The following is a 22,489-nucleotide window of genomic DNA, read 5'->3' as shown; positions in this document are numbered from 1 at the left end:
CGGCTCCGGATGCCTGGAGCCGCCCCCGCGTGCGGCACACTGTTCCAGTGGGCCGGTCGATGTCGCTGCGCATGCAGCTCCTGCTGCTGCAGGTGACGATCGTGCTCGCCACCGTCGTCGGCACCGGGCTCGTCGCCGCCCTGCTGCAGGAGCAGCAGCTCCGCGAGTCGTACGAGGACCGGATGGTCGCCGTGGCCCAGTCCGTCGCCTCGCTGCCCGTGATCATCGACGCCTTCGACGATGAGGCGCCCTCGCGCACGATCCAGCCGATCGCCGAGGTCATCCGGGAGGCCTCCGACGTGACCTACGTCGTCGTCGCGAACGACGAGGGCATCCGCTACTCGCACCCGGATCCCGAGCGGATCGGCGAGCGGGTCTCGACCGACCCCTCTGTTCCGCTCTCCGGCCGGATCTACGTCGGCACGCAGACGGGCACGCTCGGCGAATCCTGGCGGGTCAAGGTGCCGATCTTCGCGGCGGACGGGACGACCGTGATCGGCCAGGTCTCGGTCGGGATCCTCGAGGCCGAACTCCGCGAGGACTTCCTCGGCGGCCTGTGGGCGCTCTTCGCGGCGCTCGTCGGGGCGACCCTCGTCGGAGTGCTCGGCTCCGCGTGGATCGGCGGGCTCATCCGGCGACGCATCTACGGCCTCGAACCGGAGGAGATCCGGGGGCTGCTGGAGACCCGCGAGGCGATGCTGCACGGCATCCGGGAGGGCCTCGTCGCCCTCGACGGCGAGCGGCGCATCGTGCTCGTGAACGACGCGGCGGCCCGTCTCCTCGGCGTCGATGCCGGCGCGGTGCTCGGCCGCGCGGTCGACGAGGTGCTGGACGGCGAGCTCGCGGGCTTCATCGTCGCCGACGAACCCGCGGAGACCCCGGTGCTCTCGGGTGAACGCGTGCTCCTCGTGCACGCCGACCGCATCCGCGTCGACGGCCGCGAGGTCGGCTGGATCGCGATCCTCCGTGACCGCACCGAGCTCGAGACCATGCTCCGCGAGCTGCAGGGCGCGCAGAGCCTCGCGGACGATCTCCGCGCCCAGTCGCACGAGTTCTCGAACACGCTGCACGTGCTCGGCGGGCTCATCGAGCTCGGGCAGTTGGAGGCCGCGACCGCCTTCATCGGACGGGTCGGTGCGGGCGGCGCGCTCAGCTCGCTCCACGACCACGGCGGCATCGCCGACGCCGAGACCGCCGCGCTCGTGCTCGCCAAGCGCTCCCGTGCCCACGAGCTCGGCATCGGGCTCGAGGTCGATCCCGCCTCCCACCTCGAGAGCGGGCACCCGGCGGCCGACGACCTCCGCACCGTCGTGGCGAACCTCCTCGACAATGCCGTCGAAGCCTGCGTGCTCGGCGGCGGCGTGCGACTGCTCGTTCGCGACGACCTCGAGCCCGACGTCGTACTCGTGCAGGTCGACGACGACGGCCCGGGCGTCCCCGCGGAGCGGCGTGCCGCCATCTTCCAGCCGGACGTGAGCGACAAGCCGCCGGCGCCGGGCAAAGCCCGCCGCGGCATCGGGCTCACGATCGTCCAGCGGATCGCGCAGCGGCTCGGAGGCACCGCGGAGGCCGGCACCTCCCCCGCCGGCGGCGCCCGCTTCGTCGTGCGGCTCCCCTCCGCCAGAGACCGTGCGAGGGCCGACGCATGAGCGACGTCCGCGTCGTCATCGTCGATGACGACTTCGCCGTCGCCCAGGTCAATCGGGCGTTCGTCGACGCCAGGCCCGGCTTCGTCGTCGTCGCCGAGGCCCACACCGGGGCCGCTGCCCTCGCCGCGATCGAACAGCACCGTCCGGAGCTCGTCCTGCTCGACGTCTACCTGCCCGATCTCGGCGGCCTCGAGGTGCTCCGCGCGCTGCGCGCGTCGGGCGACGAGGTCGAGGTCATCGCCGTCACCGCTGCGCGCGACCTCGATACGGTGCGCCGGGCGCGGCTGCTCGGGGTTCGCCAGTATCTCGTCAAGCCGTTCACCGGCGCGACGCTCGGCGAGCGGCTCGACGAGGTGCGCCGCGATCTTCGCCGCGAGCGCCGGCCCGATGCGCTCGACCAGCAGGAGGTCGACCGGCTGCTCGGCACGGCGGCCGCGCCGAGCGGCTCGCCGGCGGTGCCGAAGGGACTGTCGGGAGTGAGTCTCGGCCGGGTGACGGCCGAGCTCGCGAACGCGGCACCGGATGCCTCGGCCGCCGAGATCGCCCGATCGCTCGGCATGAGTCGGGTGAGCGCCAGGCGCTACCTCGAGCACCTCGTGGCGATCGGCGCCGCCGAGGTCGCCCCCCGCTACGGCGCGGCGGGCCGCCCTGAGCACCGCTACCGGCGACGTTCGACCCGCTAGAGCTCGGCGCGCAGCTCTCGAATGGCCCGGCGCACCGTCTCCGCGCGGATCTCCGCCCGATCGCCCGACAGCCGGAGTTCGACCGCACGCTCCCCCGCCGGCCCGCTGAGACCCAGGTACACCGTGCCGGGCGCCCGGCCGTCCTGCGGGTCCGGCCCGGCGACCCCGGTCGTGGCGATGCCGAGCTCCGCGTCGCGGCCTCCGACGGCGAGTGCCGAACGGGCGCCACGGGCCATCTGCCTGGCGACCTCGGGATGCACCGCGCCCTCGACCGCCAGGAGCTCGGCATCGACGCCGAGGAGTCGGTGCTTGAGGGGCGTGGCATAGGCGACGATGCCGCCGTTGACGACGGCCGAGGCACCGGGGATGCGGATGAGCTCGGCGGCCAGGAGTCCCCCGGTGAGCGACTCGGCGATCGCGAGGCGCAGGCCGTGACGGGTCAGCTCGGCGACGAGCGCGGCCGTCTCGTCGGCGGATGCGGCCCCGACGACCCGGAGTGCGGGATCGGCCGAGGCATCCGCGCCGTCGCTCATGCGCGCCCTGCGCGCCCCGTACGGGCGAGCCGGACCGCGTCACGCACGTACAGCAGGCCGGACCAGACGGTGAGCACGAGCGCCGCAGCGATGAGCACCGCGTTCACCCAGGCCATCCACTCGCCGAAGAGCACCGGCAGCGGCGCGAGCGCGACCGAGATCGCGACCGCCTGCACGACGGTCTTCAGCTTGCCCCCTGAGGACGCCGGCACCACGTTGCCCCGGCCGAGCTCCACGAACCGCCAGACCGTGATGCCCACCTCGCGGAGCACGATCAGTCCGGTCACCCACCAGGGCACCTCGGCGAGGATCGAGAGGCAGATGAGCGCGCCGCTCGTGAGGAGCTTGTCGGCGATGGGATCGAGGATCTTGCCGAGGTCGGTGACGAGCCCGCGGCTTCGGGCGATGTGCCCGTCGATGCCGTCGGTGGCGATCGCGACCACGAAGAGTGCGGTCGCCGCCCAGCGCAGGCCGCCGCCCTCGCCCGCATCGGCGAGCACCAACCAGAAGAAGATCGGTGCGAGCAGGATGCGCACGACCGTGATCGCGTTCGGCAGGTTCCAGTTCGCCGGTCGAGCACGCCCTTCGGCGGAGGAGGTCATAGGGCCAAGGCTACCCGGTCAGTCACGACCGGTCAGGCCCCAGGCATCCTCGTCGTCGACCGCTTCGACCTCTTCGAGCCCCTCCGGGATGCGTCCCACCGGGTCGTCGTAGCGGTCGTCGACCTGCGTCGCCACCGGGGCGGCCTGAGCCGCCGGTGCCGGTGCCTGCGCCGGTGCCTGCGCTGCAGCCGGACCGGAGGGTTCGCCGCGGAGCTTCGCCAGGACGCCCGGGAGCTGCTCGGCGGTCACGAGCACGTCGCGCGCCTTCGATCCCTCGGAGGGACCGACGATCTCGCGCGACTCGAGCAGGTCCATGAGCCGGCCCGCCTTCGCGAAGCCCACCCGGAGCTTGCGCTGCAGCATCGAGGTCGAGCCGAACTGCGTCGACACCACGAGCTCGGCGGCCGCGAGCAGCAGCTCGAGATCGTCGCCGATGTCCGAGTCGATCTCTTTCCGCTCGACCGCGGCCTGCACGTCCTGGCGATAGTCGGGTCGGGCCTGGCGCGTCACGTGCGAGACCACTCGCTCGATCTCGGACTCGCTCACCCACGCGCCCTGCACGCGGAGCGCCTTCGACGCCCCCATCGGCAGGAAGAGCCCGTCACCCTGGCCGATGAGCTTGTCGGCACCCGGCTGGTCGAGGATGACGCGGGAGTCGGTGACGCTCGTCACCGCGAACGCGAGGCGCGACGGCACGTTCGCCTTGATCAGACCGGTGACGACGTCGACCGAGGGGCGCTGGGTCGCCAGCACCAGGTGGATGCCGGAGGCGCGCGCGAGCTGGGTGATGCGCACGATCGAGTCCTCGACGTCGCGCGGGGCGACCATCATCAGGTCGGCGAGCTCGTCGACGACGACGAGCAGGTACGGGTACGGCTTCAGCACCCGCTCGCTGCCCGCCGGGAGCACGATCTCGTCGTTCACGACGGCCTTGTTGAAGTCGTCGATGTGGCGGAAGCCGAACGACGCGAGGTCGTCGTACCGCATGTCCATCTCCTTCACGACCCACTGCAGCGCCTCGGCCGCCTTCTTCGGGTTCGTGATGATGGGGGTGATGAGGTGCGGGACGCCCGCGTACGGGGCGAGCTCGACGCGCTTCGGGTCGATGAGCACCATGCGCACGTCACTCGGCTTCGCCCGCATCAGCAGGCTCGTGATCATGGAGTTGACGAAGCTCGACTTGCCCGAGCCGGTCGAGCCTGCCACGAGGAGGTGCGGCATCTTCGCGAGGTTCGCGATGACGTAGCCGCCGCCCACGTCCTTGCCGACACCGATCGTCATCGGGTGCTTCGCGTTCGCCGCGGCCGGCGCCCGCAGCACGTCGCCGAGCGTGACGATCTCACGGTCGGCATTCGGGATCTCCACGCCGATCGCGCTCTTGCCGGGGATCGGCGAGAGGATGCGCACCTCGTTCGAGGCGACCGCGTAGGAGAGGTTCTTCGACAGCGCGGTGACCCGCTCGACCTTCACGCCCGGCCCGAGCTCGATCTCGTACTGGGTCACGGTCGGACCCCGCGAGAAGCCGGTGACCTTCGCATCGACGGAGAACTGCTCGAGCACGCCGGTGATCGCGCGCACCACGTCGTCGTTCGCCTGCGAACGCGTCTTCGCCGGAGCTCCCGCCGCGAGCGTGGAGGAGGCGGGCAGATGGTACGGGCGGTCGGGCTGCGGTTCGGCGGCCGCGTCGGGCACGAGCTCCGCTCCGGCCTCGCCCGACGGGTCGTCGTCGAGGCCGGCGAGCGGCTCGAGCACGGCCGTGGCGCCCGCGTCGTCGCCGCGCAGCCCGGTGCCGCCGTGCGGGACCTCGCCCGTGAACCGCGCCACCGCGGACTCCGCGCGCTCGAGCTCGCCGAGCACTTCGGCGTCGTAGCCGCCCTCCCCCTCGATCGCCGACTCGAAGCTGCCGTCGGCGGAACCGGGACCGAACACCTCGGTGAGCCCGTCGACGCCTGGGGCCTCGAACCCCGGGTCCTCTTCGCGGTTCGAGCTGTTTCGACGCCACCACGGAACGAGACCGCTCGCGCTGGGCTCGTCGTCGTCATCGTCGAGCCCGTCGAGTTCGACCGGCTCGCTGCGCTCCTTCTTGCGCCGGCTGGGCTTCGTCGCGGGCTCGTCGTCTGCGAGCTCGGACTCGGGCGCACCGAAGAGCCAGACGTAGAGCTCGCGGAACCGCGCGGCGATCCGGTTCGGCGGCGTCTTCGTCATGATGAGGAGCGCCAGCAGCAGGAGCAGGATCACGACGGCGGTGGCGCCGATCGGGGTGATCAGGAAGATCAGCGGTTGCGCGAGCATCCACCCGAGCACCCCGCCGGCCTTGGCCAGGACGGCCATGCCCTCGCTCGGCTCGGGCTGCCCGCCGAAGATGTGGCAGAGCGCGGAGACGGTGACGAGGAGCAGCCCCAGGCCGATCCCGATGCGCGTGTTGTCGTGCACGGAGCTCGGATGGCGGAACAACCACACCGCGAACAGCAGCATCACGACCGGCAGGGCGAAGGCGACGCGCCCGAACAGCGCGCCGAAGCTCCAGGCGTCGAGCGTCTGGGCCACCGGATCGTTGATCAGGAACCACTCGATGACGGCCCCGGCGAACGCGAGCAGCACGAGGAAGAAGGGCAACCCGTCGCGGCGCTCCTCCTTCTGCAGCGTCTCGGGGCCCAGCGCGCGAGCCGCGCCGCCCGCGACGTGCGCGAGCCCCATCCAGGCTCGGACGAGCAGGTTCGGCCCCTCCGACTGCGCGGCCTTCGCCTGGGCGGCCTTGCTCTGCTTCGCCGTCGCGGCGGGCAGTTTCTTGGTCGCGGCAGTTCGCGCGGCGGTGCCGCGGGTCGAGGTACCCGAGGCACGGCCCGTCGACTTCGTGCTCGTTGCCATGCCCACCAGGCTACGACCGCCCGCCGTCACCGGCCTGCAGCTGCGCGGGAATGTTCCGGATCCGCTGGCACACGCTCAGAACCGGATCGCGTCGATGACCCGCACCCGGATCGCCGCGAACGCGGGCAGGATCCCGGCGAGGGCCCCCACCAGCACGGCCGAACCGAGCCCGATCACGGCGGCCTCGATCGGGAAGCCGGGGAGGTCTTCGAGCTCCCCGCCGCCGAGCACCATCGTCATCAGGGGGCTGCGCACGAGCAGGATCGCGGCCCCGACCCCCACGACGCCCGCGACGAAGGTGCCGACGACACTCTCCATCAGGACGGCGAAGAACACCCGTCCCGCGGTGGCGCCGAAGGTGCGCCGGATGCCGATCTCGCGAATGCGGGTGCGGACCGTCACCAGGGCGATGTTCACCAGACCGAGCGCACCGAGGAGGAGGATCACGACGGCGACTCCGACGACGAGCAGCTTGACGAAGAGCAGCGGATCGTCACCGAACGCCGCGTAGTCGGTGCGGAAGGCGTCGACCTGCGCCCCATCGCCGAGCGCGGCCGCGAAGTCGCGACGGATCGCCTCGACGATCGGGTCGGCCTGGTTCCGGTCGATCCACGCCTCGAAGCTCGGCAGCAGGCTGCCCATCATGGACGAGCCGGTGCCGCCCGGCACCGGCAGCGAGGCGTATGCGTCGGCGAGCATAAAGGCGGTCGGCTCGGTGTCCCACTCCCCGTTGCGCGGCGTGACGCCGACGACGACCGCGGTGCGGCCGCCCTCGCCGAGCAGCTCCACCGTCGGATGCGTCGCGAGGGGCGGGCGGCCGAGGCGGTCCCAGAACGCCTCGTTGATGACGAGGGCCGGCGCGAGCCGCTCTGCGTCGGCGTCGCCGAACCAGACGCCCTCACTGACCCGGACCCGGTGGATGATGCCGTACGCCGGATCGACGGCCTGCACGGGCACGGCCACCGCGCCGTCCGTGAACTGCACGAGCATCTCGCCGTAGCTCAGTCTCGTGCCGTAGGCGACGGCGTAGCGGTCGAGGACCTCGCGCCAGGCGGCATCGACGCGCTCGGGCTCGGGCGGGGTCGTCGCATTCACGTTGAACGTCGCCGTCGCCGCACGTCCGCCGCCGCGTTCGGACGTCTCGCGGACGCCCTGCTCGGCGACCGCGCCCGCCCCGACCACGGTCGCGAGCGCGCACACGGCGACCGCGACCCCGACGAGCGAGAGCAGCACACGTCCGCGGTGGATGCGCAGCTCCTCCATCGCCTCGGCGACGGCGCTCACGAAGCCGGTCGCGATCCGTGCCAGCGCGTTCATGCGGCGCTCCCGGCGGGCACGGGATCGTCGAGCGGCACGAGCCGGCCCTCGCTGAGACGAAGATGGCGGTCGGCCCGGCGGGCGATGGCCGGGTCGTGGGTGATCGTGACGAGGGCGGCGTCAGTCTCGGCGGCGACCTCTTCGATGAGCTCCATCACGGTGCCGCCGGTCTCCAGGTCCAGGGCACCGGTCGGCTCGTCGGCGAGGATCAGCCGCGGACGGCGGACCAGGGCACGGGCGATCGCGACACGCTGCTGCTCGCCGCCGGAGAGGCGTTCGGGCCGCGCAGCGGTGCGCTCGCCGAGGCCGACCCGTTCGAGCATCTCGCGCGCGATCCGCTCGCGACGCCAGAAGGAGGCGCCACCGGCGTAGAGCAGCGGCGTCTGGACGTTCTCGATCGCCGTGCGACCGGGCAGCAGGTTGAACTGCTGGAAGACGAACCCGATCTCGCGACCGCGCATCCGATCGCGCCGGGCGCCGCGGAGCCGCGCGGCGTCCTCGCCGAGGATGCGCAGCTCGCCCTCGGTCGGACTGTCGATGAGTCCGAGCAGGTTCAGGAGCGTGGACTTTCCGGAGCCGCTGCGCCCGACGATCGACACGCGTTCGCCCGCCTCGACCGTGAGGTCGATGCCGCGGAGGATCGTGAGCGGGTCGGCGTCCGGGATCTGCACCGTGCGACCCACGTCGATGGCCTCGACGAGCCTCATCCGAGGCACACCTGGCTGCCGTCCGGCAGCAGCTCGCAGCCGTCCATGCCCGGCACGACCGCGGGGGCGCCGGGCACGAACTCGAGGATCGTGTCGCCCTCGGCCAGCCCCTCGGCGACCGCGACCTGGGTGCCGTCGCTGAGGCCGAGCTTCACACTGCGCTCCGTCTGGGCGCCTTCGGCGTCGACGACCCACACGACGCCCGTCTCCGCGCCGCCCTTCACCGCGGTGGTAGGGATGATGAGCACGTTCTCGGCCGAGCCGGCCTGAATCGTGACCTCGGCGGCGAGACCGGGGAAGACACGGACGTCGCCCGGTACCGCGCAGCGCACCGTCGCGGCGGTCGCGCCGGTATCGGACGGTCTGCCGCCGTCACCGCCACCGTCGCCGCCGCCGTCGCCGCTCGCAGTCTGCGGGGTGCCGATGGTGAGCCCGGTGCAGGTGAAGGGAGCCGGCCCGCCGGTGATCGCGACGGTCGCCTCGCTCGGCTGCTGGGTGAGCCGGTACTGCTGCTCGGGGCTCAGTGTGGCCGTGACGTTGAAGGACGGCGGCGCGACCTTGCCGGCCGCGGCGCCCGTCGTGACGGGCTGCCCTTCGATCACGTCGAGCGAGGTGAGGACGCCGTCGGCGGGGGCGAGCACCTTCTCGAAGCGGTACGTCGGTTCGGCCGGCACGCTCATCGGCTGCCCGTCGGGGCCGGGCGCCTCGACCACCGCGGGCGGGTTCTCCACCTTGATGTCGAAGATCTTGTCACCCCTGGTGACCGTGCTCCCCGCCCCGATGAAGATCTCGTCGACCGTGCCGGTGCCGGTGGCCTTCACGGTGACCGCGGCGTCGGCGTTCACCGTGCCGCTCAGCACGAGATCGTTCGTGATGGTGCCGGTCGAGACGATCACCTCGGGCTGGGTGAGGCTGCCGCCCGGCTGCAGCGCGGCGTCGTCCTCGGCGCGGTCGGGGAAGAACGCGAGCTTCACGAGCGCCACCGCGACGACCGCGACGAGCACCACCCTGATGATCGGAAAGATCCACTTGCGCCAGACGCCCACGACACCCCAATCCTTCAGCCCGGCCCCCGGGCACTGGACCACCATATGGGGTGAATCGGCTCCGCTTCATACGTCTCGGGGATGAATCCGGGAAAACCCCGAGCGCCGGTCGCTGACGCGCCACTTCCAGGTCACCGGGGTGCACGCGCCGCCTCCGAAACGCCACGCACCGCCCGGGCCGGAGCCGCGGGCGGTGCGAGGAAACGGGACGGCGGCGGACTACGCCTCGATGACGAGCGGCACGAGCATGGGCCGACGGCGGAGTCGCCGGTTCACCCAGGTGCCGAGCGTGCGGCGCACGATCTGCTGCAGGGCGTACGCGTCGCGCACGCCGTTCTGCGCGGCATCCGCGAGCGCGCCGACGATCTTCGGCTTCACGTCCTCGAACACCGCGTCGTCCTCGGCGAAGCCGCGGGCATGGATCTCGGGCCCGGAGATGACGCGGCCGGTCGCGGCGTCCACGACGACGATGACCGAGATGAAGCCCTCCTCGCCGAGGATGCGGCGGTCCTTCAGATCGGCGTCGGTGATCTCGCCGACGGTCGAACCGTCGACGTAGACGAAGCCGAGGTCGAGCTGCCCGGTGACGCGCACCTCGCCGTCCTTCAGGTCGAAGACGGTGCCGTTCTCGCCGATGAAGGTGTTGCGCGCCGGGATGCCGGTGTCCTGCGCGAGCTTCGCGTTCGCGACCAGGTGCCGGTACTCGCCGTGGATCGGCAGCACGTTGCGCGGCTTCAGGATGTTGTAGCAGTAGAGCAGCTCGCCGGCCGCGGCGTGGCCCGAGACGTGCACCCGGGCGTTGCCCTTGTGCACGACGTTGGCACCGAGCTTCGTGAGCCCGTCGATGACGCGGTAGACGGCGTTCTCGTTGCCCGGGATGAGGCTCGAGGCGAGGATGACGGTGTCGCCGGGCTCGATCTCGATCTGGTGGTCGCGGCTCGCCATGCGGCTGAGCACGGCCATCGGCTCGCCCTGGGACCCGGTCGACATGTAGACGATCTGCTCGTCGGGGATGTCGCCGGCCTTCTTGTAGTCGACGAGCACGCCCTCCGGCACCTTCAGATAGCCGAGCTCGGCGGCGATCGTCATGTTGCGCACCATGCTGCGGCCGAGGAGCGCGACCCGGCGCCCGTTCGAGTGCGCCGCGTCGAGCACCTGCTGCACACGGTGCACGTGGCTCGAGAAGCTCGCCACCACGACCTTCTTCGTCGCCCGGGAGATCACCTGGTCGAGGACCGGCCCGATCTCGCGCTCGAGCGGGGTGAAGCCCGGCACATCCGCGTTCGTCGAGTCGACGAGGAACAGGTCGACGCCCTCCTCGCCGAGCCGTGCGAAATCGCGCAGGTCGGTGAGCCGGCCGTCGAGCGGCAGCTGGTCCATCTTGAAGTCGCCGGTGGCCAGCACGCTGCCCGCCCGGGTCTTGATCGCGACGGCCAGCGCGTCGGGGATCGAGTGGTTCACCGCGACGAACTCGAGGTCGAAGGGGCCGAGCGTCTCGCGCTGCCCCTCGCGCACCGTGAGGCTGTACGGCTGGATGCGGTGCTCCTTCAGCTTCGCCTCGACGAGCGCGAGCGTCAGGGTCGAGCCGATCAGCGGGATGTCCGCGCGGCGCTTCAGCAGGTAGGGCACGGCGCCGATGTGGTCTTCGTGACCGTGCGTCAGCACGACGCCGACGACGTCGCCGAGGCGCTCCTCGAGGAAGCCGAAGTCGGGCAGGATCAGGTCGACGCCGGGCTGGTGCTCCTCCGGGAAGAGCACGCCGCAGTCGACGATCAGGATCTTGCCGTCGATCTCGAAGCTCGTCATGTTGCGGCCGACCTCGCCGAGGCCGCCGATCGGGATCACGCGCAGCGTGCCCGCCTCGAGCGTGGCGGGTTCAAAGACGTCGGGCATAGGCCCTCCTTCGTGTTGATGTTCAGTTGACGGTGCGGGCCGCGCGGCCCAGCGGATGTCTCGGGGCGCCGTTCAGCGCGTGGTTCCGGCGATCTTCGGCAACGCACCGCCGGCGGCGGCGTTGCGGTCGGGCCGGAAGTTGTGGAAGTCGGCGCCGGGCACGCCCTGCACGAGGGCGATCTCGTCCTCGATGAGGGCGGCCTCCCACTCCTCGGGGCCGACGAGCGGCAGACGCACGCGCGGGCTGCCGATGCGGCCGAGGCCGTGCAGGATGTACTTCGCCGCCACCGTGCCGGGCACGTGCGTCATGGTCGCGCGCACGAGCGGCTCCAGCCGCTGGTGCTCAGCGGTCGCCGCGGCGAGGTCGCCCCGGTTCACCGCGTCCACGATGGCCCGGTAGGGCGCCGGCGCGATGTTGGCGGTGACGCCGATGAGCCCGGTTGCGCCGATCGCCAGGTGCGGCAGCACGTTCGCGTCGTCGCCGGAGAAGTACATCAGCTCGGTCTGGTTCAGCACCCGGCTGACCTCGCTGAAGTCGCCCTTGGCGTCCTTCACGGCGAGGATGTTCGGGTGCTTCGCGAGCCGCAGGATGGTCTCGTACGTGATCGGCACGCCCGTGCGGCCGGGGATATCGTAGAGGATGACCGGCAGGTCGGTCGCGTCGGCGACCATGCGGAAGTGAGTGAGGATGCCGGCCTGGGTCGGCTTGTTGTAGTACGGCGTGACGATCATGATGCCGTCGGCGCCGGCCTTCTCACTGTGCTGGTACAGCTCGATGGCGTGGGCCGTCTCGTTCGAGCCGCCGCCGGTGATGATCTTGGCCCGGCCCGCGGCGACGTCCTTGCCGACCTCGACGAGCCGCAGCTTCTCGGGGTCGGTGAGCGTCGAGGTCTCCCCCGTGGTGCCGGTGACGACGATGCCGTCGGCGCCGTTCGTGATGACGTCGTCGATGTGCTTCTCGACCCCGGCCCAATCGACTTCGCCGTCCGCCGTCATGGGCGTGACGAGCGCGACGAGCACTTGTCCGAAGGGGTTTTCCTGAGTCACGCCCTCCAGGCTATCGGTTCCGCGCGCCGGGCGACGATCCGTTGCGCTTCGCGGAACCTCGCCCGCGAGTCGCACGATGAACGTCACGACGCGCCGCACACGGAGCGCCCGCCGACCGCTTCATCGTGCAACTCGCGCATCGAGGTGCCGTCCGCCGGCGACGAGGGCGAGGATGGCGGCCTCGACCGTCGGCCAGTCGTGGACGATGAGGGCGTAGTCGAAGCGCAGCGTCTCGAAGCCGAGCGCGGCCGCTGCGGCATCGCGCACGAGATCCTTGTGCCGCTTCGAGGCGGACGACGGCGAATCGGGAGCGTCGACGTGGTTCGCTTTGCCGTCGGCCTCCAGGATCACGCGGTCGCCCAGCACGAAGTCGACCCGGCCGACCCCGGGTACCCGGACCTGCGACCGAAGCTCGAGTCCCAGCGAGCGCAGCCGCAGCCGGAGCAGCGACTCGAGCCCGCTGTCGGCGTTCCACCGGGCGAAGTCGACGAGCCAGCGATGCTTCGCGGGCAGCCGCGCCCGCAGCGCCGCCACGCGGGGCTTCGTCAGGAATCGCTTGCGCATCGCCGACTCGAGCGCGACGAAGAACTCCTCGGACCCTCGGCAGCCGTGGAGCTGGAGCAGGGCCTCCTCGAGCGACGCCCGAGGCTCCGTCGCAGGCGCGCGGCTCCAGTGCGTGACGCAGCGGCAGCCCTCGTGGCGACGCCTCCGCCCGGTTCGCGGCATCGACACGTGCACGGTCTCGGGCGGCTCGAGCACCCAGAGCCCGGCGGCGTGGACTCGGCTGAGGCATCCGAGCGCTCCCCCGTGACGGATCGCGGTCTGCACCGGCACCGGGAGGTCGGGCACCGCGTAGACCCCCTCTCGGAGCCGGACGATCTCACCGTCGGCCACCGCACGGGCGAGGGAGGATCGGTCGATGCCGCTCGCCGCGAGCTCGCTGGTGCGGGCGACGCCGCCCGATCTGAAGCACCGGCGACGGACGAGGGCGGGAGGGAGGGGCATACCGGCAGCCTGGTGCGGTGCGGTGCGCGTGGCTTCCGGCGGGGTGCATCTGTGCACGAATCGGGCCGACGGGTGGCTGGTGAGGACGAGGCGCGGGCCCGGTGCGTGCGTGCGAGTCGCACGACGGATCCGACGACGCGCGGGCCGAGCGGGCGCGCCGGGCGGATCGTCGTGCAACTCGCGCCGGCGGGCGTGACGGGCGGGCGGGCGTGGCCGGCGGGCGCCGGTCAGCGCTCGAGCGTGAGGAAGCGGTACCGGATGCCGGAGCGGGAGGTGTGCCAGCGCGGCTCGCCACCGGCCGACTCGGGATCGACGGCCACGAGCCGCCACTCGGAACCGCGCTCGGGGGCGAAGGCGTCGCCCGCGACCTCGAGGTCGAGCTCGGTCACCTCCAGGCGATCCGCGCGCCGGACCGCCTCACGGAACAGTTCGCCGCCGCCGATGACCCACACCCGACCGGCCGGGGCATCCGCCACCGCGAGCGCGAGCGCCTCGTCGAGCGTGCCGGCCCGCTGCGCGCCGTCGGCCGCCCACTCGGCCTGCCTGCTCACCACGATGTTCGCTCGGCCCGGCAGGGGGCGGAAGCGCTCGGGCAGCGAGTCCCAGGTCTTGCGACCCATCACGACGGGCGCGCCGAGTGTCACGGCCTTGAAGTGCGCCAGGTCTTCGGGCACGTGCCACGGCATGCCGCCACCGGCACCGATCACTCCCCCGTGCGCCTCGGCCCAGACGAGCCCGAGCGCGGCCGCGGGGGCCGAGCCGGCGGCGCCGTCGCTCATACGGCGACCGCGCCGCGGATGGCGGGGTGGTGCTCGTAGCCCTCGACGACGAAGTCGTCGTACTCGTAGTCGAGGATCGACTCGGGCTTCCGCGCGAGGCGCAGCGTCGGGGACGGGTAGGGCTCGCGTTCGAGCTGGGTGCGCACCTGCTCGAGGTGGTTGTCGTAGATGTGGCAGTCGCCGCCCGTCCAGACGAAGTCGCCCGGCTCGAGCCCGGTCTGCTGAGCCACCATGAGCGTGAGCAGGGCGTAGGAGGCGATGTTGAACGGCACGCCGAGGAACAGGTCGGCGCTGCGCTGGTACAGCTGGCACGAGAGCTTGCCGTCGGCCACGTAGAACTGGAACATCGCGTGGCACGGCGCGAGCGCCATGTCGGGGATGTCGGCCGGGTTCCACGCCGACACGATGAGCCGGCGCGAGTCGGGCGTCTGGCGGATCTGCTCGATCACCTGGGCGATCTGGTCGATGTGCTCGCCGCCAGGCGTCGGCCAGGAGCGCCACTGCACGCCGTACACGGGACCGAGCTCGCCCTCGGCGTCGGCCCACTCGTCCCAGATGGAGACGCCGTGCTCCTGCAGCCAGCGCACGTTGGACTCGCCGCGGAGGAACCAGAGCAGCTCGTACGCGATCGACTTGAAGTGCACGCGCTTCGTCGTGATGAGCGGGAAGCCCTGCGCGAGGTCGAAGCGGATCTGCCGGCCGAACACGCTCGTGGTGCCCGTGCCGGTGCGATCGGATTTGTGCGTGCCGTGCTCGAGCGCGTCGCGGAGCAGGTCTTCGTACGGGGTCGGGATCGCAGCTGCCACCCCTCGATGCTAGCCCCGCCCGCCGACGCCGCGGGCGTGCCGCGCTGGGCCGCCGGGCGTCACGCCGCGTCACCCGGCGCAACATCCTCGCGGGCGGGATCCGCCGCGCCTAGCATCGCCGCATGCCCTGGACCACGGCCCTCCTCATCGCCCTCGCCCTGCTCGGTGCGGCGACGGTGCTCGGGGTGCTGCTGCGAGCGCGCAGCGGGCGGGTGGTCCGCTCCCCCGGCGCCGCACCGACGGATGCCTCGGCGGCGGATGCCTCGCCGGCCGACTCCGCGGCCGCCGCGCTCGGCGTCGACCCGGCCTCGTTCGGCGAGCGCATCACGCTCGTGCAGTTCTCCACCGCGTACTGCAGCCGCTGCCCCGCCACCGCCCGCCTGCTCGGCGAGCTCGCCGCCGGCTCCGCCGGCGTCCGGCACCTCGAGATCGACCTCACCGACGATCCGGAGCTCGCCGCGCGCTTCGCCGTGCTGCAGACGCCGACGACGCTGGTGCTCGACGCCGCCGGACGCCAACACGCCCGCATCGGCGGCCCGCCCCGCATGAACGAGCTCGTTGAGCTCGTCGACTCGCTCACGAGGAGGACCAGTGTCACGAGCTGAACCCGCCCCCATCGACCCGCGCGGGCCGCGATTCAGCGCGGCCGTCACCGCGGCGCTGCTGCTCGCCGACGTCGTACTCGGCCTCGCCGGCGCGAACGCCGCGGCCTGGCTGCTGCTGACCGCGCTCACGCTCCTCTTCGCCTGGGGCGCCCTGGCCGGCGTCGCCCGGCATCCGTTCGGGCTCCTCTACCGTGGCCTCCTCCGCCCGCGGCTCGCACCGCCCACGGAGCTCGAGGACCCGCGTCCGCCGACCTTCGCCCAGGGCGTCGGCTTCGTCGTCGCCGGCGCCGGGGTCGTCCTCGGCGCACTCGGCCTTCCGCTCGCCGTGCCGATCGCGGCCGCCGCCGCCTTCGTCGCCGCCTTCCTGAACGCCGCGTTCGGCTTCTGCCTGGGCTGCCAGCTGTATCTGCTGCTGATCCGCGCCCGGGTGATCCGCCCCGCTCGACCGCTCGCCGGTTCGCTTCGCTAGGCTGGTTCACGGCTCGAAGACGAGCTCCGGCGGGCGCCCGAACGGGACGCCGGGCCCGGCCCGAGCGGCCGGAGTCCGCGTCATGTGACGCTCGACGCACCGAACGAACGCCGGATCCCCGGCGCGAAGAGGAGGACCCCATGGCCGTCACGAGCGAATCCACCACCGTCTGGAACGGGAGCCTCGTCGCCGGCTCCGGCAGCGTCCGCCTCGACTCCTCGAAGCTCGCCGAGTTCAACGTGAACTGGCGCGCCCGCTCGGAGGGCGCCGACGCGACGACGACGCCCGAGGAGCTGCTGGCCGCGGCGCACTCCTCCTGCTTCTCGATGGCGCTCTCGCACGCGCTGTCCGGTGCCGGGCACGAGCCCGAGAGCATCCAGACGACGGCTGCCGTGACCTTCGAGGCCGGCAAGGGTGTGCTCGGCAGCCACCTGCTCGTGAGCGCACGCGTTCCGGGCCTCAGCGAGGCGGAGTTCCAGACCTTCGCCGAGGACGCGAAGCAGAACTGCCCGATCTCGCAGGCGCTCACCGGCATCCCGATCACGATCGAGGCCGAGCTGGCCTGATCGTGCGGGTGCTCGTCGCCGGCGCGTCCGGCTTCCTCGGCACCGAGCTCGTGGCCCGTGCGCGGGCCGCGGGGCACGAGGTCGTGCGGCTCGTGCGCCGCCCGGCATCGGCTGGCGACGAGTCCGCCTGGGCGCCGGAGCGGGGCGAGATCGACCTCACCGAGATCGAGCGGGCCGACGCGGTCGTGAACCTGTCCGGCGCCTCCCTCGCGCGCCTGCCCTGGACGCGCGGGTACCGCGCCGAGATCGTCGCCTCGCGGGTCGCCGCGACCCGGACCCTCGTCGAGGCGATGCGGGCGGCCGACTCCCCGCCGGCGGTGCTGCTGAGCGCCTCCGCCGTCGGCGCCTACGGCGACCGGCCGGGCGAGTCGCTCCCCGAGTCGGCCGGACGGGGCGAGGGATTCCTGGCCGAGGTGGTGGAGGTCTGGGAGGCGGAGGCGCTGCGCGCGCCACCTGCGACCCGAACGGTGCTGCTGCGCTCCGGCATCGTCGTCGGTCGCGGCGGGGCGATGCGCCGCATCGCCGGGCTCACCCGGTTCGGGCTGTCCGGCCGCCTCGGCAGCGGGCGTCAGCATTGGCCGTGGGTGGCCCTCGACGACGAGGTCGGGGCGATGCTGCACCTGCTCGACTCGGAGCTCGCCGGCCCGGTGAATCTCGTCGGGCCCGCGCCGGCCACCGCCGATCACGTCCTCGCCGCGCTCGCCACCCGGCTGCGTCGGCCGTACTTCTTCGCCGTCCCGGCCCCGCTTCTCAGGCTAGGGCTTGGGGTGGCCGCCGACGAGCTGCTGCTCGCCGACCAGGCCGCGATTCCCGAGCGGCTCCTGGCCGACGGCTACCGTTTCACCCGCCCCTCGGTCGAGACGGCGCTCGACGCGATGCTCGCCTCGGCGCGCTGAGGCCTCAGGCCCGGGAGAGCTCGATCGCCCGGCGCACGGCCTGGCGGGCCCGTCGCCGATCGCCCGCGGCGTCGTAGACGAGCCCGAGCCGAAGCCAGGCGCGCCACGACTCCGGTTCGGCTTCGACCGCGAGCCGGAACTCGTCGAAGCGCTCGGTGGCGGCCTGCCGCTCGGGGCGGCCGCTCGGCAGCATCGGCAGCCCGAGCTCGGTGCCGCCCTCCGCCGCGAGCCTGGTCATCAAGGTCTGCGAGCGGGCCCCGAAGAGCACCTCGCGCCAGAGCGCCCAGGCCCCGATCAGCGGCAGCACGAGCAGCGCCACCCCGATCGCCACCGCGATCGGCTCGCCGGTACCGATGAACTGCACCGCTCGCCAGCCCACCAGCACGAGGTAGACGGCGAGCAGCACCGCCATGACGGCGGCGCCGACGCGCACGCTCATCGCGCGCCGAGCCCGAGGTCGAGCAGCGCGTCGAGTCCCACGCTCACGCCGTCCGCGTCGGGTGCGCGACGGAGGGCGAGGAGGATGCCCGCCTCGTAGGAGCTCGACGAGAGCGTCGAGTGGGTGATCTGCAGGGTCTCGCCGTCGCCGCCGAGGAGCACCCTCTGCTCGGCGAGGAGTCCGGTCATGCGCAGGCTGTGCACGGGGATACCGGCGACGAGCTGACCGCGGGCCCGTTGGTCGACGTGCGGCGCAGCGACGGGCGGTTCGCCGGCCGCGGCTCGGGCCTCGCCCATGAGCTCGGCCGTGCGCACCGCCGTACCCGACGGTGAGTCGACCTTGCCTGCGTGGTGCGCCTCGACCACCTCGATCGAGTCGAAGAACCGAGCGGCGAGCGCCGCGAACGCGGAGCCGAGCACACTGCCGATGGAGAAGTTCGGGACGAAGAGCACGGCGCGCGCGCCCTCCGTGTCGCGTACGAGCCGCTCGATGCCGACGATGCGGTCGGCCGACCAGCCGGAGGTGCCGACGACGACGGGGATGCCTCCCCGCACCGCGTGCTCCACGATCGCCGCGCTCGCGGCGGGGTGAGTGACGTCGAGCACGACATCGGCACCGTCGAGCGCGCTCAGCGGGGTGCGCGAGTCGAGTCCGGCGTGCAACTCGAGATCGTCTGCGGCCTCGATGAGCCTCGTCGCGAGCTGTCCCATCTTGCCGGTGGCTCCGGCCACCGCGACCCGTATCGTCACCCCGCCAGCCTATCCCGAGCGGGCGCCCGGGCCGTCGGCTCCCACCGGGCTCAGCCGTAGGCTGGACCCATGCTGCAGCACCGAGAGGTCGACGTCGCCGACGCGGACGCGCAGGCCATGCTCACGGCGTACTTCGCCGAGCGGGCCGTGGGCTTCCCGCCCGAGCAGGGCGAGTACCGCCCGACGTTCCCCGATCCGGCGCAGTTCGCCCCGCCGGCCGGCGCGTTCCTGCTCGTCGCGGCCGAGGACGGGCGTGCGGTCGGCTGCGGCGGCGTGCGGCGCATCCAACGCTCCCCCGAGCCCGAGCAGCTGATCCGCTTCGAGGTCAAGCACCTCTGGCTCGCTCCCGCGGCACGCGGCGGCGGGGAGGGCCGGCGGCTGCTCGACTCCCTCGAGGAGCGGGCGCGGGAGCTCGGTGCGCAGGAGCTCGTGCTCGACACCAATCGCAGCCTCGAGGCGGCCGGCGGGCTCTACCGCGCGAGCGGCTTCACGCCGATCGAGCCCTACAACGCGAACCCGAACGCGACGGACTGGTTCGGCAAGCGACTCGGCTGAGGCATCCGCCTCTCCGCCCTCGGTAGGCCGCGCGCCACGAGGCGCGAGCCGCCGCGCTCAGAGCGCGTACGGCTCGGGCAGTCCGGTGCGCAGCTCCGGCGGGAGGTGCGAGAGGTCGTTGTGCACGACGAGGCTCCATGGCCGCCCCGGCTTCTGCGTGAGCACGGTGAGGCCGCAGTTCGCCTGGTTGATCGACACCCAGCGCCAGTCGGGGGCGCCCAGCACCTCACGCACGAACCAGGCGATCACGAAGTTGTGCGTGATCAGCAGCTCGTGCCGGTCGTCGCGGTGCGAGCGGAGGAACTCCGCCACGGCGTCGGCCATCTGCGCGCTGCCCGCCTCGATCTCGGCGTCCGTGACGGCCCCGAAGAACGGGGCGTAGGCCGAGGGCGTCTCTGGCGCCGGTCCCGAGGGGATGCAGTCGAACAGCAGGGCCGAGGGCTCCGGCGTCACGGCCGGGAGCTTCGCAGCGACGATCTCCGCCGTCTCCGCGGCACGCTGCAGCGGCGAGTGCCACGCGGCGTCGAAGGGGATGCCGCCGAGCCGCTCCGCCAGGAGCTCCGCCTGTCGGCGTCCCCTCGGCGAGAGCGGTCCGTCCGGCATGCCGTGCTCGGCGTCGAGCTGCTCGCCATGGCGTACGAGGTAGAGGTGGTGTGCCACGAGGTTTCGATTCCCTGTCGTCGATCGGATGCCGCGCTCAGGCGACGCTGGTCGCGGAGACGGCCTCGGCCGCTCCGCTGAGGGCGGCCTCGTCGGTCGCGCCAACGGCGACGACCGAGAACGGCCGGGAGACGAGGTCTGCTGCGAGCGCCCGCACGTCGTCGACGGTGACGAGTGCGATGCGCCGGAGCGCCTCATCGAGATCCTGGAACTCGCCGAGCGTGAGCTCGGCCCGACCGAGACGCGACATGCGCGTGTCGGAGTCTTCGAGGGCGAGCGCGGAGGCGCCGCCGAGCTGGCCCGCTGCCCGGGCGAGCTCCTCCGTGGTCACTCCGTGCTCGGCGAGCCGCTCGAGCTCGCTGCGGAGCAGCCCGGCGACGGTGCCTGCCTTCTGCGGGGCGCAGCCGGCGTACATGCCGAAGAGGCCCGCGTCGGAGTAGGCCGGTGCGAAGGAGTACACGGAGTAGGCGAGGCCGCGGCGCTCGCGCACCTCCTGGAACAAGCGCGAGCTCATGCCGGAACCGAAGATCGCGTTCAGCACGCTCATCGCCGGACGTCGTGCGTCGGAGGCGACGAGGCCGGGCACGCCGACGAGCAGGTTCACCTGCTCGATCGGGCGCTCCACGACGGTGAGCTCCGGCCCGCGCTGGAGCGGGGCCGGGGCCGTGGTCCGACGCTCGACCGGGGCCCCCTGCTGGTCCATGCGCCAGCCCGCGGCCGAGAGTGCCGTCTCCAGCAGGCGGACGAGCTCGTCGTGATCGACCGCCCCCGCGACCGTGACGACCAGGTCCTGCGGCCGATAGTTGGCCCGATAGTGCTCCCAGACGGCGTCGCGGGTGGCCGCCCGGATGGTCTCGGGCGTGCCGCCGATGGGTCGGCCGAGGGGGTGCTCGCCGAGCACGGCGGCGAAGAAGCGCTCACCGGCGACATCGGCCGGGTCGTCGCCGGCCATCGCGAGCTCCTCGAGGATGACGCCGCGTTCGGTCTCGAACTCGCCCGCGTCGAGCAGGGACGACGTGAACATGTCCGCGAGGACCTCGACCGCCATCGGCAGATCGCGGTCCTGCACCTTCGCGTAGTAGCAGGTGTGCTCCTTCGCGGTGAGTGCGTTGTGCTCGCCCCCGACCGCGTCGAAGGAGACCGCGATGTCGAGCGCGCTGCGCCCGGCGGTGCCCTTGAAGAGCAGGTGCTCGAGGAAGTGCGTCGAGCCGTAGGTGGCCGGATGGCCCGCCTCGGTGGGCTGCTCGTCGCGCGAGCCGACCGCGACCCAGAAGCCGATCGTGGCGCTCCGTGCGCCCGGCACCTGCTCGCTCAGCACCCGCACGCCCGAAGGGAGGACGCTGCGCCGGACGAGCGACTCCCCGGCCGCCCGGAAGGAGAGCTCGGCCAGGCCGAGAGGGAGGTCGACAGCGCCGTTCATCCCGAACAGCCTAAGCCACGTCCCCCGGAGGTGGGTCGCCCCTCTCCGGGCGACCACGGCACAGCGGGAGGTCCGGCGGGGTGAACGGATCAGGCCGAAGCGCGGTCGAGCTCGACGAGCTCCGAGCGCTGCAGCTGCACCGAGGCCGCGGCGATCAGCGCATCCACCTGGTCGGGGTGCGAGACGCCCGCGACCGGCGCAGCGACGGTCGAGCGCGACTGCAGCCACGCCACGGCGATCGTGGCGGTGGTGACGCCGTGCTCCGTGGCGATGTCGTCGAGCACGGCGAGCACGCGGTGACCGCGCCGGCCGAGGTGACGCGCCACGCGTGCCCCCCTCGCGTCGTGCCGAAGGTCGGTGCGGCGGCGCACACGACCACCGAGGAACCCGCCGGCGAGCGCGAAGTACGGCAGCACCGCGAGCCCCTGGGCGTGCGCGACGAGCTCGGGCGCCCCCTCGAAACCCCGCCGGTCCATCAGGTTGTACGCGGTCGTGACGGTCTGGAACCTCGGCAGCCCGTTCGCCGCGAGCACTCGCGCCTCGATCAGGCGCTCCGGCGAGAAGTCGCTGGCACCGATCGAACGCACCTTGCCCGCCTCGATGAGCCGGTCGACGGCGCCGAGGCTCTCCTCGAGCGGGACCTCGGCGTCTTCGCCGTGGAAGAACAGCACGTCGATGCGCTCCACGCCGAGGCGGACGAGCGAGGCGTCCACGGCACCCTGCAGCGATCGCGGCGAGAGGCCGCGGTGCTCCGGGTGCCGGCCGGCCTTCGTCATGATCGTCATGCGATCGCGGAGACCGCGATCGGCGAGCCAGGCGCCGATGATCTGCTCGCTGCGGCCGGAGGCGTACGCGTCGGCCGTGTCGACGAGTTCGCCGCCGAGGCCGGCGAAGCGATCGAGCACGGCGAAGGATGCCTCGTGCGACAGCGTCCAACCGAAGACGCTGCCGCCGAGGGCCAGCGGGTGCACCGCGATGCCGGTGTCGCCGAGGGCGGCCGTGCGCGGCACACGGATCGGACCGGAGACGGGGTTCGACTGGACCAGGAGCTCGGTGGGCTCGTCGATGGACGCCGCGTCGAGTTCGACCTCGACCGCCTCGAGCTCGTGCGGCTCGGCTCTCGTCATCGTGTGGCGTGCCACCAGTCCTCCTCCCCAGGATCGCTTTCGAGCGTACGGGGCAGGGATACCACCGG

The 22,489-nt window shown here is 72.6% G+C and carries 23 protein-coding genes; 7 read left to right on the top strand and 16 right to left on the bottom strand.

What is annotated here, in order from left to right; all coding sequences use genetic code 11:
- Positions 1-47 precede the first annotated feature (47 nt).
- The gene (locus tag M3147_RS05955) at positions 48-1,649 is read left to right on the top strand and encodes an ATP-binding protein (protein WP_251202549.1); all 1,602 of its coding nucleotides are present in this window, start codon (positions 48-50) and stop codon (positions 1,647-1,649) included.
- Positions 1,646-2,332, top strand: coding sequence for a response regulator (locus M3147_RS05950; RefSeq protein ID WP_251202548.1), 687 nt, complete (start codon positions 1,646-1,648; stop codon positions 2,330-2,332). The genes M3147_RS05955 and M3147_RS05950 overlap by 4 nt, the downstream gene beginning before the upstream one ends.
- Here the strand turns inward: M3147_RS05950 and M3147_RS05945 are convergent.
- The 11 genes from M3147_RS05945 to M3147_RS05895 all read right to left on the bottom strand — a co-directional run bounded on the left by M3147_RS05945 (position 2,329) and on the right by M3147_RS05895 (position 14,935).
- Positions 2,329-2,865 carry a CinA family protein gene (locus M3147_RS05945; RefSeq protein WP_251202547.1) on the bottom strand — a complete coding sequence of 179 codons (537 nt, stop codon included), beginning with the start codon at positions 2,863-2,865 and terminating at the stop codon, positions 2,329-2,331. The genes M3147_RS05950 and M3147_RS05945 overlap by 4 nt on opposite strands.
- Positions 2,862-3,467: a CDP-diacylglycerol--glycerol-3-phosphate 3-phosphatidyltransferase gene (gene pgsA / locus M3147_RS05940; protein WP_251202546.1), complete on the bottom strand. Its 606-nt coding sequence runs from the start codon at positions 3,465-3,467 to the stop codon at positions 2,862-2,864. The genes M3147_RS05945 and pgsA overlap by 4 nt, the downstream gene beginning before the upstream one ends.
- Before the next feature lie 18 nt (positions 3,468-3,485).
- A complete protein-coding gene (locus tag M3147_RS05935; RefSeq protein ID WP_251202545.1) occupies positions 3,486-6,335 on the bottom strand; it encodes an FtsK/SpoIIIE family DNA translocase in 2,850 nt (949 codons plus the stop codon).
- A 75-nt stretch (positions 6,336-6,410) separates the two neighbouring features.
- Positions 6,411-7,652, bottom strand: coding sequence for an ABC transporter permease (locus M3147_RS05930; protein WP_251202544.1), 1,242 nt, complete (start codon positions 7,650-7,652; stop codon positions 6,411-6,413).
- Positions 7,649-8,359 carry an ABC transporter ATP-binding protein gene (locus M3147_RS05925; protein WP_251202543.1) on the bottom strand — a complete coding sequence of 237 codons (711 nt, stop codon included), beginning with the start codon at positions 8,357-8,359 and terminating at the stop codon, positions 7,649-7,651. Before M3147_RS05925 ends, M3147_RS05930 begins: the two co-directional genes overlap by 4 nt.
- Entirely contained in the window at positions 8,356-9,405 is a 1,050-nt protein-coding gene (locus M3147_RS05920; RefSeq protein ID WP_251202542.1) for an efflux RND transporter periplasmic adaptor subunit, read from the bottom strand. Before M3147_RS05920 ends, M3147_RS05925 begins: the two co-directional genes overlap by 4 nt.
- A gap of 219 nt (positions 9,406-9,624) precedes the next feature.
- A complete protein-coding gene (locus M3147_RS05915) occupies positions 9,625-11,298 on the bottom strand; it encodes a ribonuclease J (protein WP_251202541.1) in 1,674 nt (557 codons plus the stop codon).
- A 72-nt stretch (positions 11,299-11,370) separates the two neighbouring features.
- Positions 11,371-12,345, bottom strand: coding sequence for a 4-hydroxy-tetrahydrodipicolinate synthase (gene dapA, locus M3147_RS05910; protein WP_308201047.1), 975 nt, complete (start codon positions 12,343-12,345; stop codon positions 11,371-11,373).
- A gap of 120 nt (positions 12,346-12,465) precedes the next feature.
- Positions 12,466-13,350, bottom strand: coding sequence for a type IV toxin-antitoxin system AbiEi family antitoxin domain-containing protein (locus M3147_RS05905; RefSeq protein WP_251202540.1), 885 nt, complete (start codon positions 13,348-13,350; stop codon positions 12,466-12,468).
- 227 nt (positions 13,351-13,577) lie between these two features.
- Positions 13,578-14,129 carry a dihydrofolate reductase gene (locus tag M3147_RS05900; RefSeq protein ID WP_251202539.1) on the bottom strand — a complete coding sequence of 184 codons (552 nt, stop codon included), beginning with the start codon at positions 14,127-14,129 and terminating at the stop codon, positions 13,578-13,580.
- The gene (locus M3147_RS05895) at positions 14,126-14,935 is read right to left on the bottom strand and encodes a thymidylate synthase (RefSeq protein ID WP_251202538.1); all 810 of its coding nucleotides are present in this window, start codon (positions 14,933-14,935) and stop codon (positions 14,126-14,128) included. Before M3147_RS05895 ends, M3147_RS05900 begins: the two co-directional genes overlap by 4 nt.
- 122 nt (positions 14,936-15,057) lie before the next feature.
- On the opposite strand from M3147_RS05895, the gene M3147_RS05890 reads away from it, so the two are divergent.
- The 4 genes from M3147_RS05890 to M3147_RS05875 all read left to right on the top strand — a co-directional run bounded on the left by M3147_RS05890 (position 15,058) and on the right by M3147_RS05875 (position 17,471).
- Positions 15,058-15,540, top strand: a complete 483-nt coding sequence (locus tag M3147_RS05890) for a TlpA family protein disulfide reductase (RefSeq protein ID WP_251202537.1) — start codon at positions 15,058-15,060, stop codon at positions 15,538-15,540.
- A complete protein-coding gene (locus M3147_RS05885) occupies positions 15,527-16,009 on the top strand; it encodes a DUF4395 domain-containing protein (protein WP_251202536.1) in 483 nt (160 codons plus the stop codon). The genes M3147_RS05890 and M3147_RS05885 overlap by 14 nt, the downstream gene beginning before the upstream one ends.
- Before the next feature lie 140 nt (positions 16,010-16,149).
- The gene (locus tag M3147_RS05880) at positions 16,150-16,575 is read left to right on the top strand and encodes an OsmC family peroxiredoxin (protein ID WP_251202535.1); all 426 of its coding nucleotides are present in this window, start codon (positions 16,150-16,152) and stop codon (positions 16,573-16,575) included.
- Positions 16,576-16,577: 2 nt separating this feature from the next.
- Complete coding sequence (locus M3147_RS05875; RefSeq protein WP_251202534.1) at positions 16,578-17,471, top strand: TIGR01777 family oxidoreductase; 894 nt, start codon at positions 16,578-16,580, stop codon at positions 17,469-17,471.
- Between the two features lie 4 nt (positions 17,472-17,475).
- On the opposite strand, the gene M3147_RS05870 is transcribed toward M3147_RS05875, so the two are convergent.
- Positions 17,476-17,910, bottom strand: coding sequence for a hypothetical protein (locus tag M3147_RS05870; RefSeq protein ID WP_251202533.1), 435 nt, complete (start codon positions 17,908-17,910; stop codon positions 17,476-17,478).
- Positions 17,907-18,659, bottom strand: a complete 753-nt coding sequence (gene dapB, locus M3147_RS05865; RefSeq protein ID WP_308201046.1) for a 4-hydroxy-tetrahydrodipicolinate reductase — start codon at positions 18,657-18,659, stop codon at positions 17,907-17,909. Before dapB ends, M3147_RS05870 begins: the two co-directional genes overlap by 4 nt.
- 69 nt (positions 18,660-18,728) lie before the next feature.
- Here dapB and M3147_RS05860 point away from each other — a divergent pair, with 69 nt between their 5' ends.
- Positions 18,729-19,214 carry a GNAT family N-acetyltransferase gene (locus tag M3147_RS05860; RefSeq protein WP_251202532.1) on the top strand — a complete coding sequence of 162 codons (486 nt, stop codon included), beginning with the start codon at positions 18,729-18,731 and terminating at the stop codon, positions 19,212-19,214.
- A 57-nt stretch (positions 19,215-19,271) separates the two neighbouring features.
- Here the strand turns inward: M3147_RS05860 and M3147_RS05855 are convergent, their stop codons facing one another.
- The 3 genes from M3147_RS05855 to M3147_RS05845 all read right to left on the bottom strand — a co-directional run bounded on the left by M3147_RS05855 (position 19,272) and on the right by M3147_RS05845 (position 22,436).
- Positions 19,272-19,874 carry a histidine phosphatase family protein gene (locus M3147_RS05855; protein WP_189086055.1) on the bottom strand — a complete coding sequence of 201 codons (603 nt, stop codon included), beginning with the start codon at positions 19,872-19,874 and terminating at the stop codon, positions 19,272-19,274.
- Positions 19,875-19,911: 37 nt separating this feature from the next.
- A complete protein-coding gene (locus tag M3147_RS05850) occupies positions 19,912-21,294 on the bottom strand; it encodes a M16 family metallopeptidase (protein WP_251202531.1) in 1,383 nt (460 codons plus the stop codon).
- A gap of 89 nt (positions 21,295-21,383) precedes the next feature.
- Entirely contained in the window at positions 21,384-22,436 is a 1,053-nt protein-coding gene (locus M3147_RS05845) for an aldo/keto reductase (RefSeq protein WP_251202530.1), read from the bottom strand.
- Between the last annotated feature and the right edge of the window lie 53 nt (positions 22,437-22,489).

The organism is Agromyces mediolanus (genome assembly GCF_023715325.1).
In the GTDB taxonomy this organism is placed as follows: domain Bacteria; phylum Actinomycetota; class Actinomycetes; order Actinomycetales; family Microbacteriaceae; genus Agromyces; species Agromyces mediolanus_A.
The sequence above is the reverse complement of the archived record's forward strand: the minus strand, read 5'-3'. Positions and strand labels throughout refer to the sequence as shown.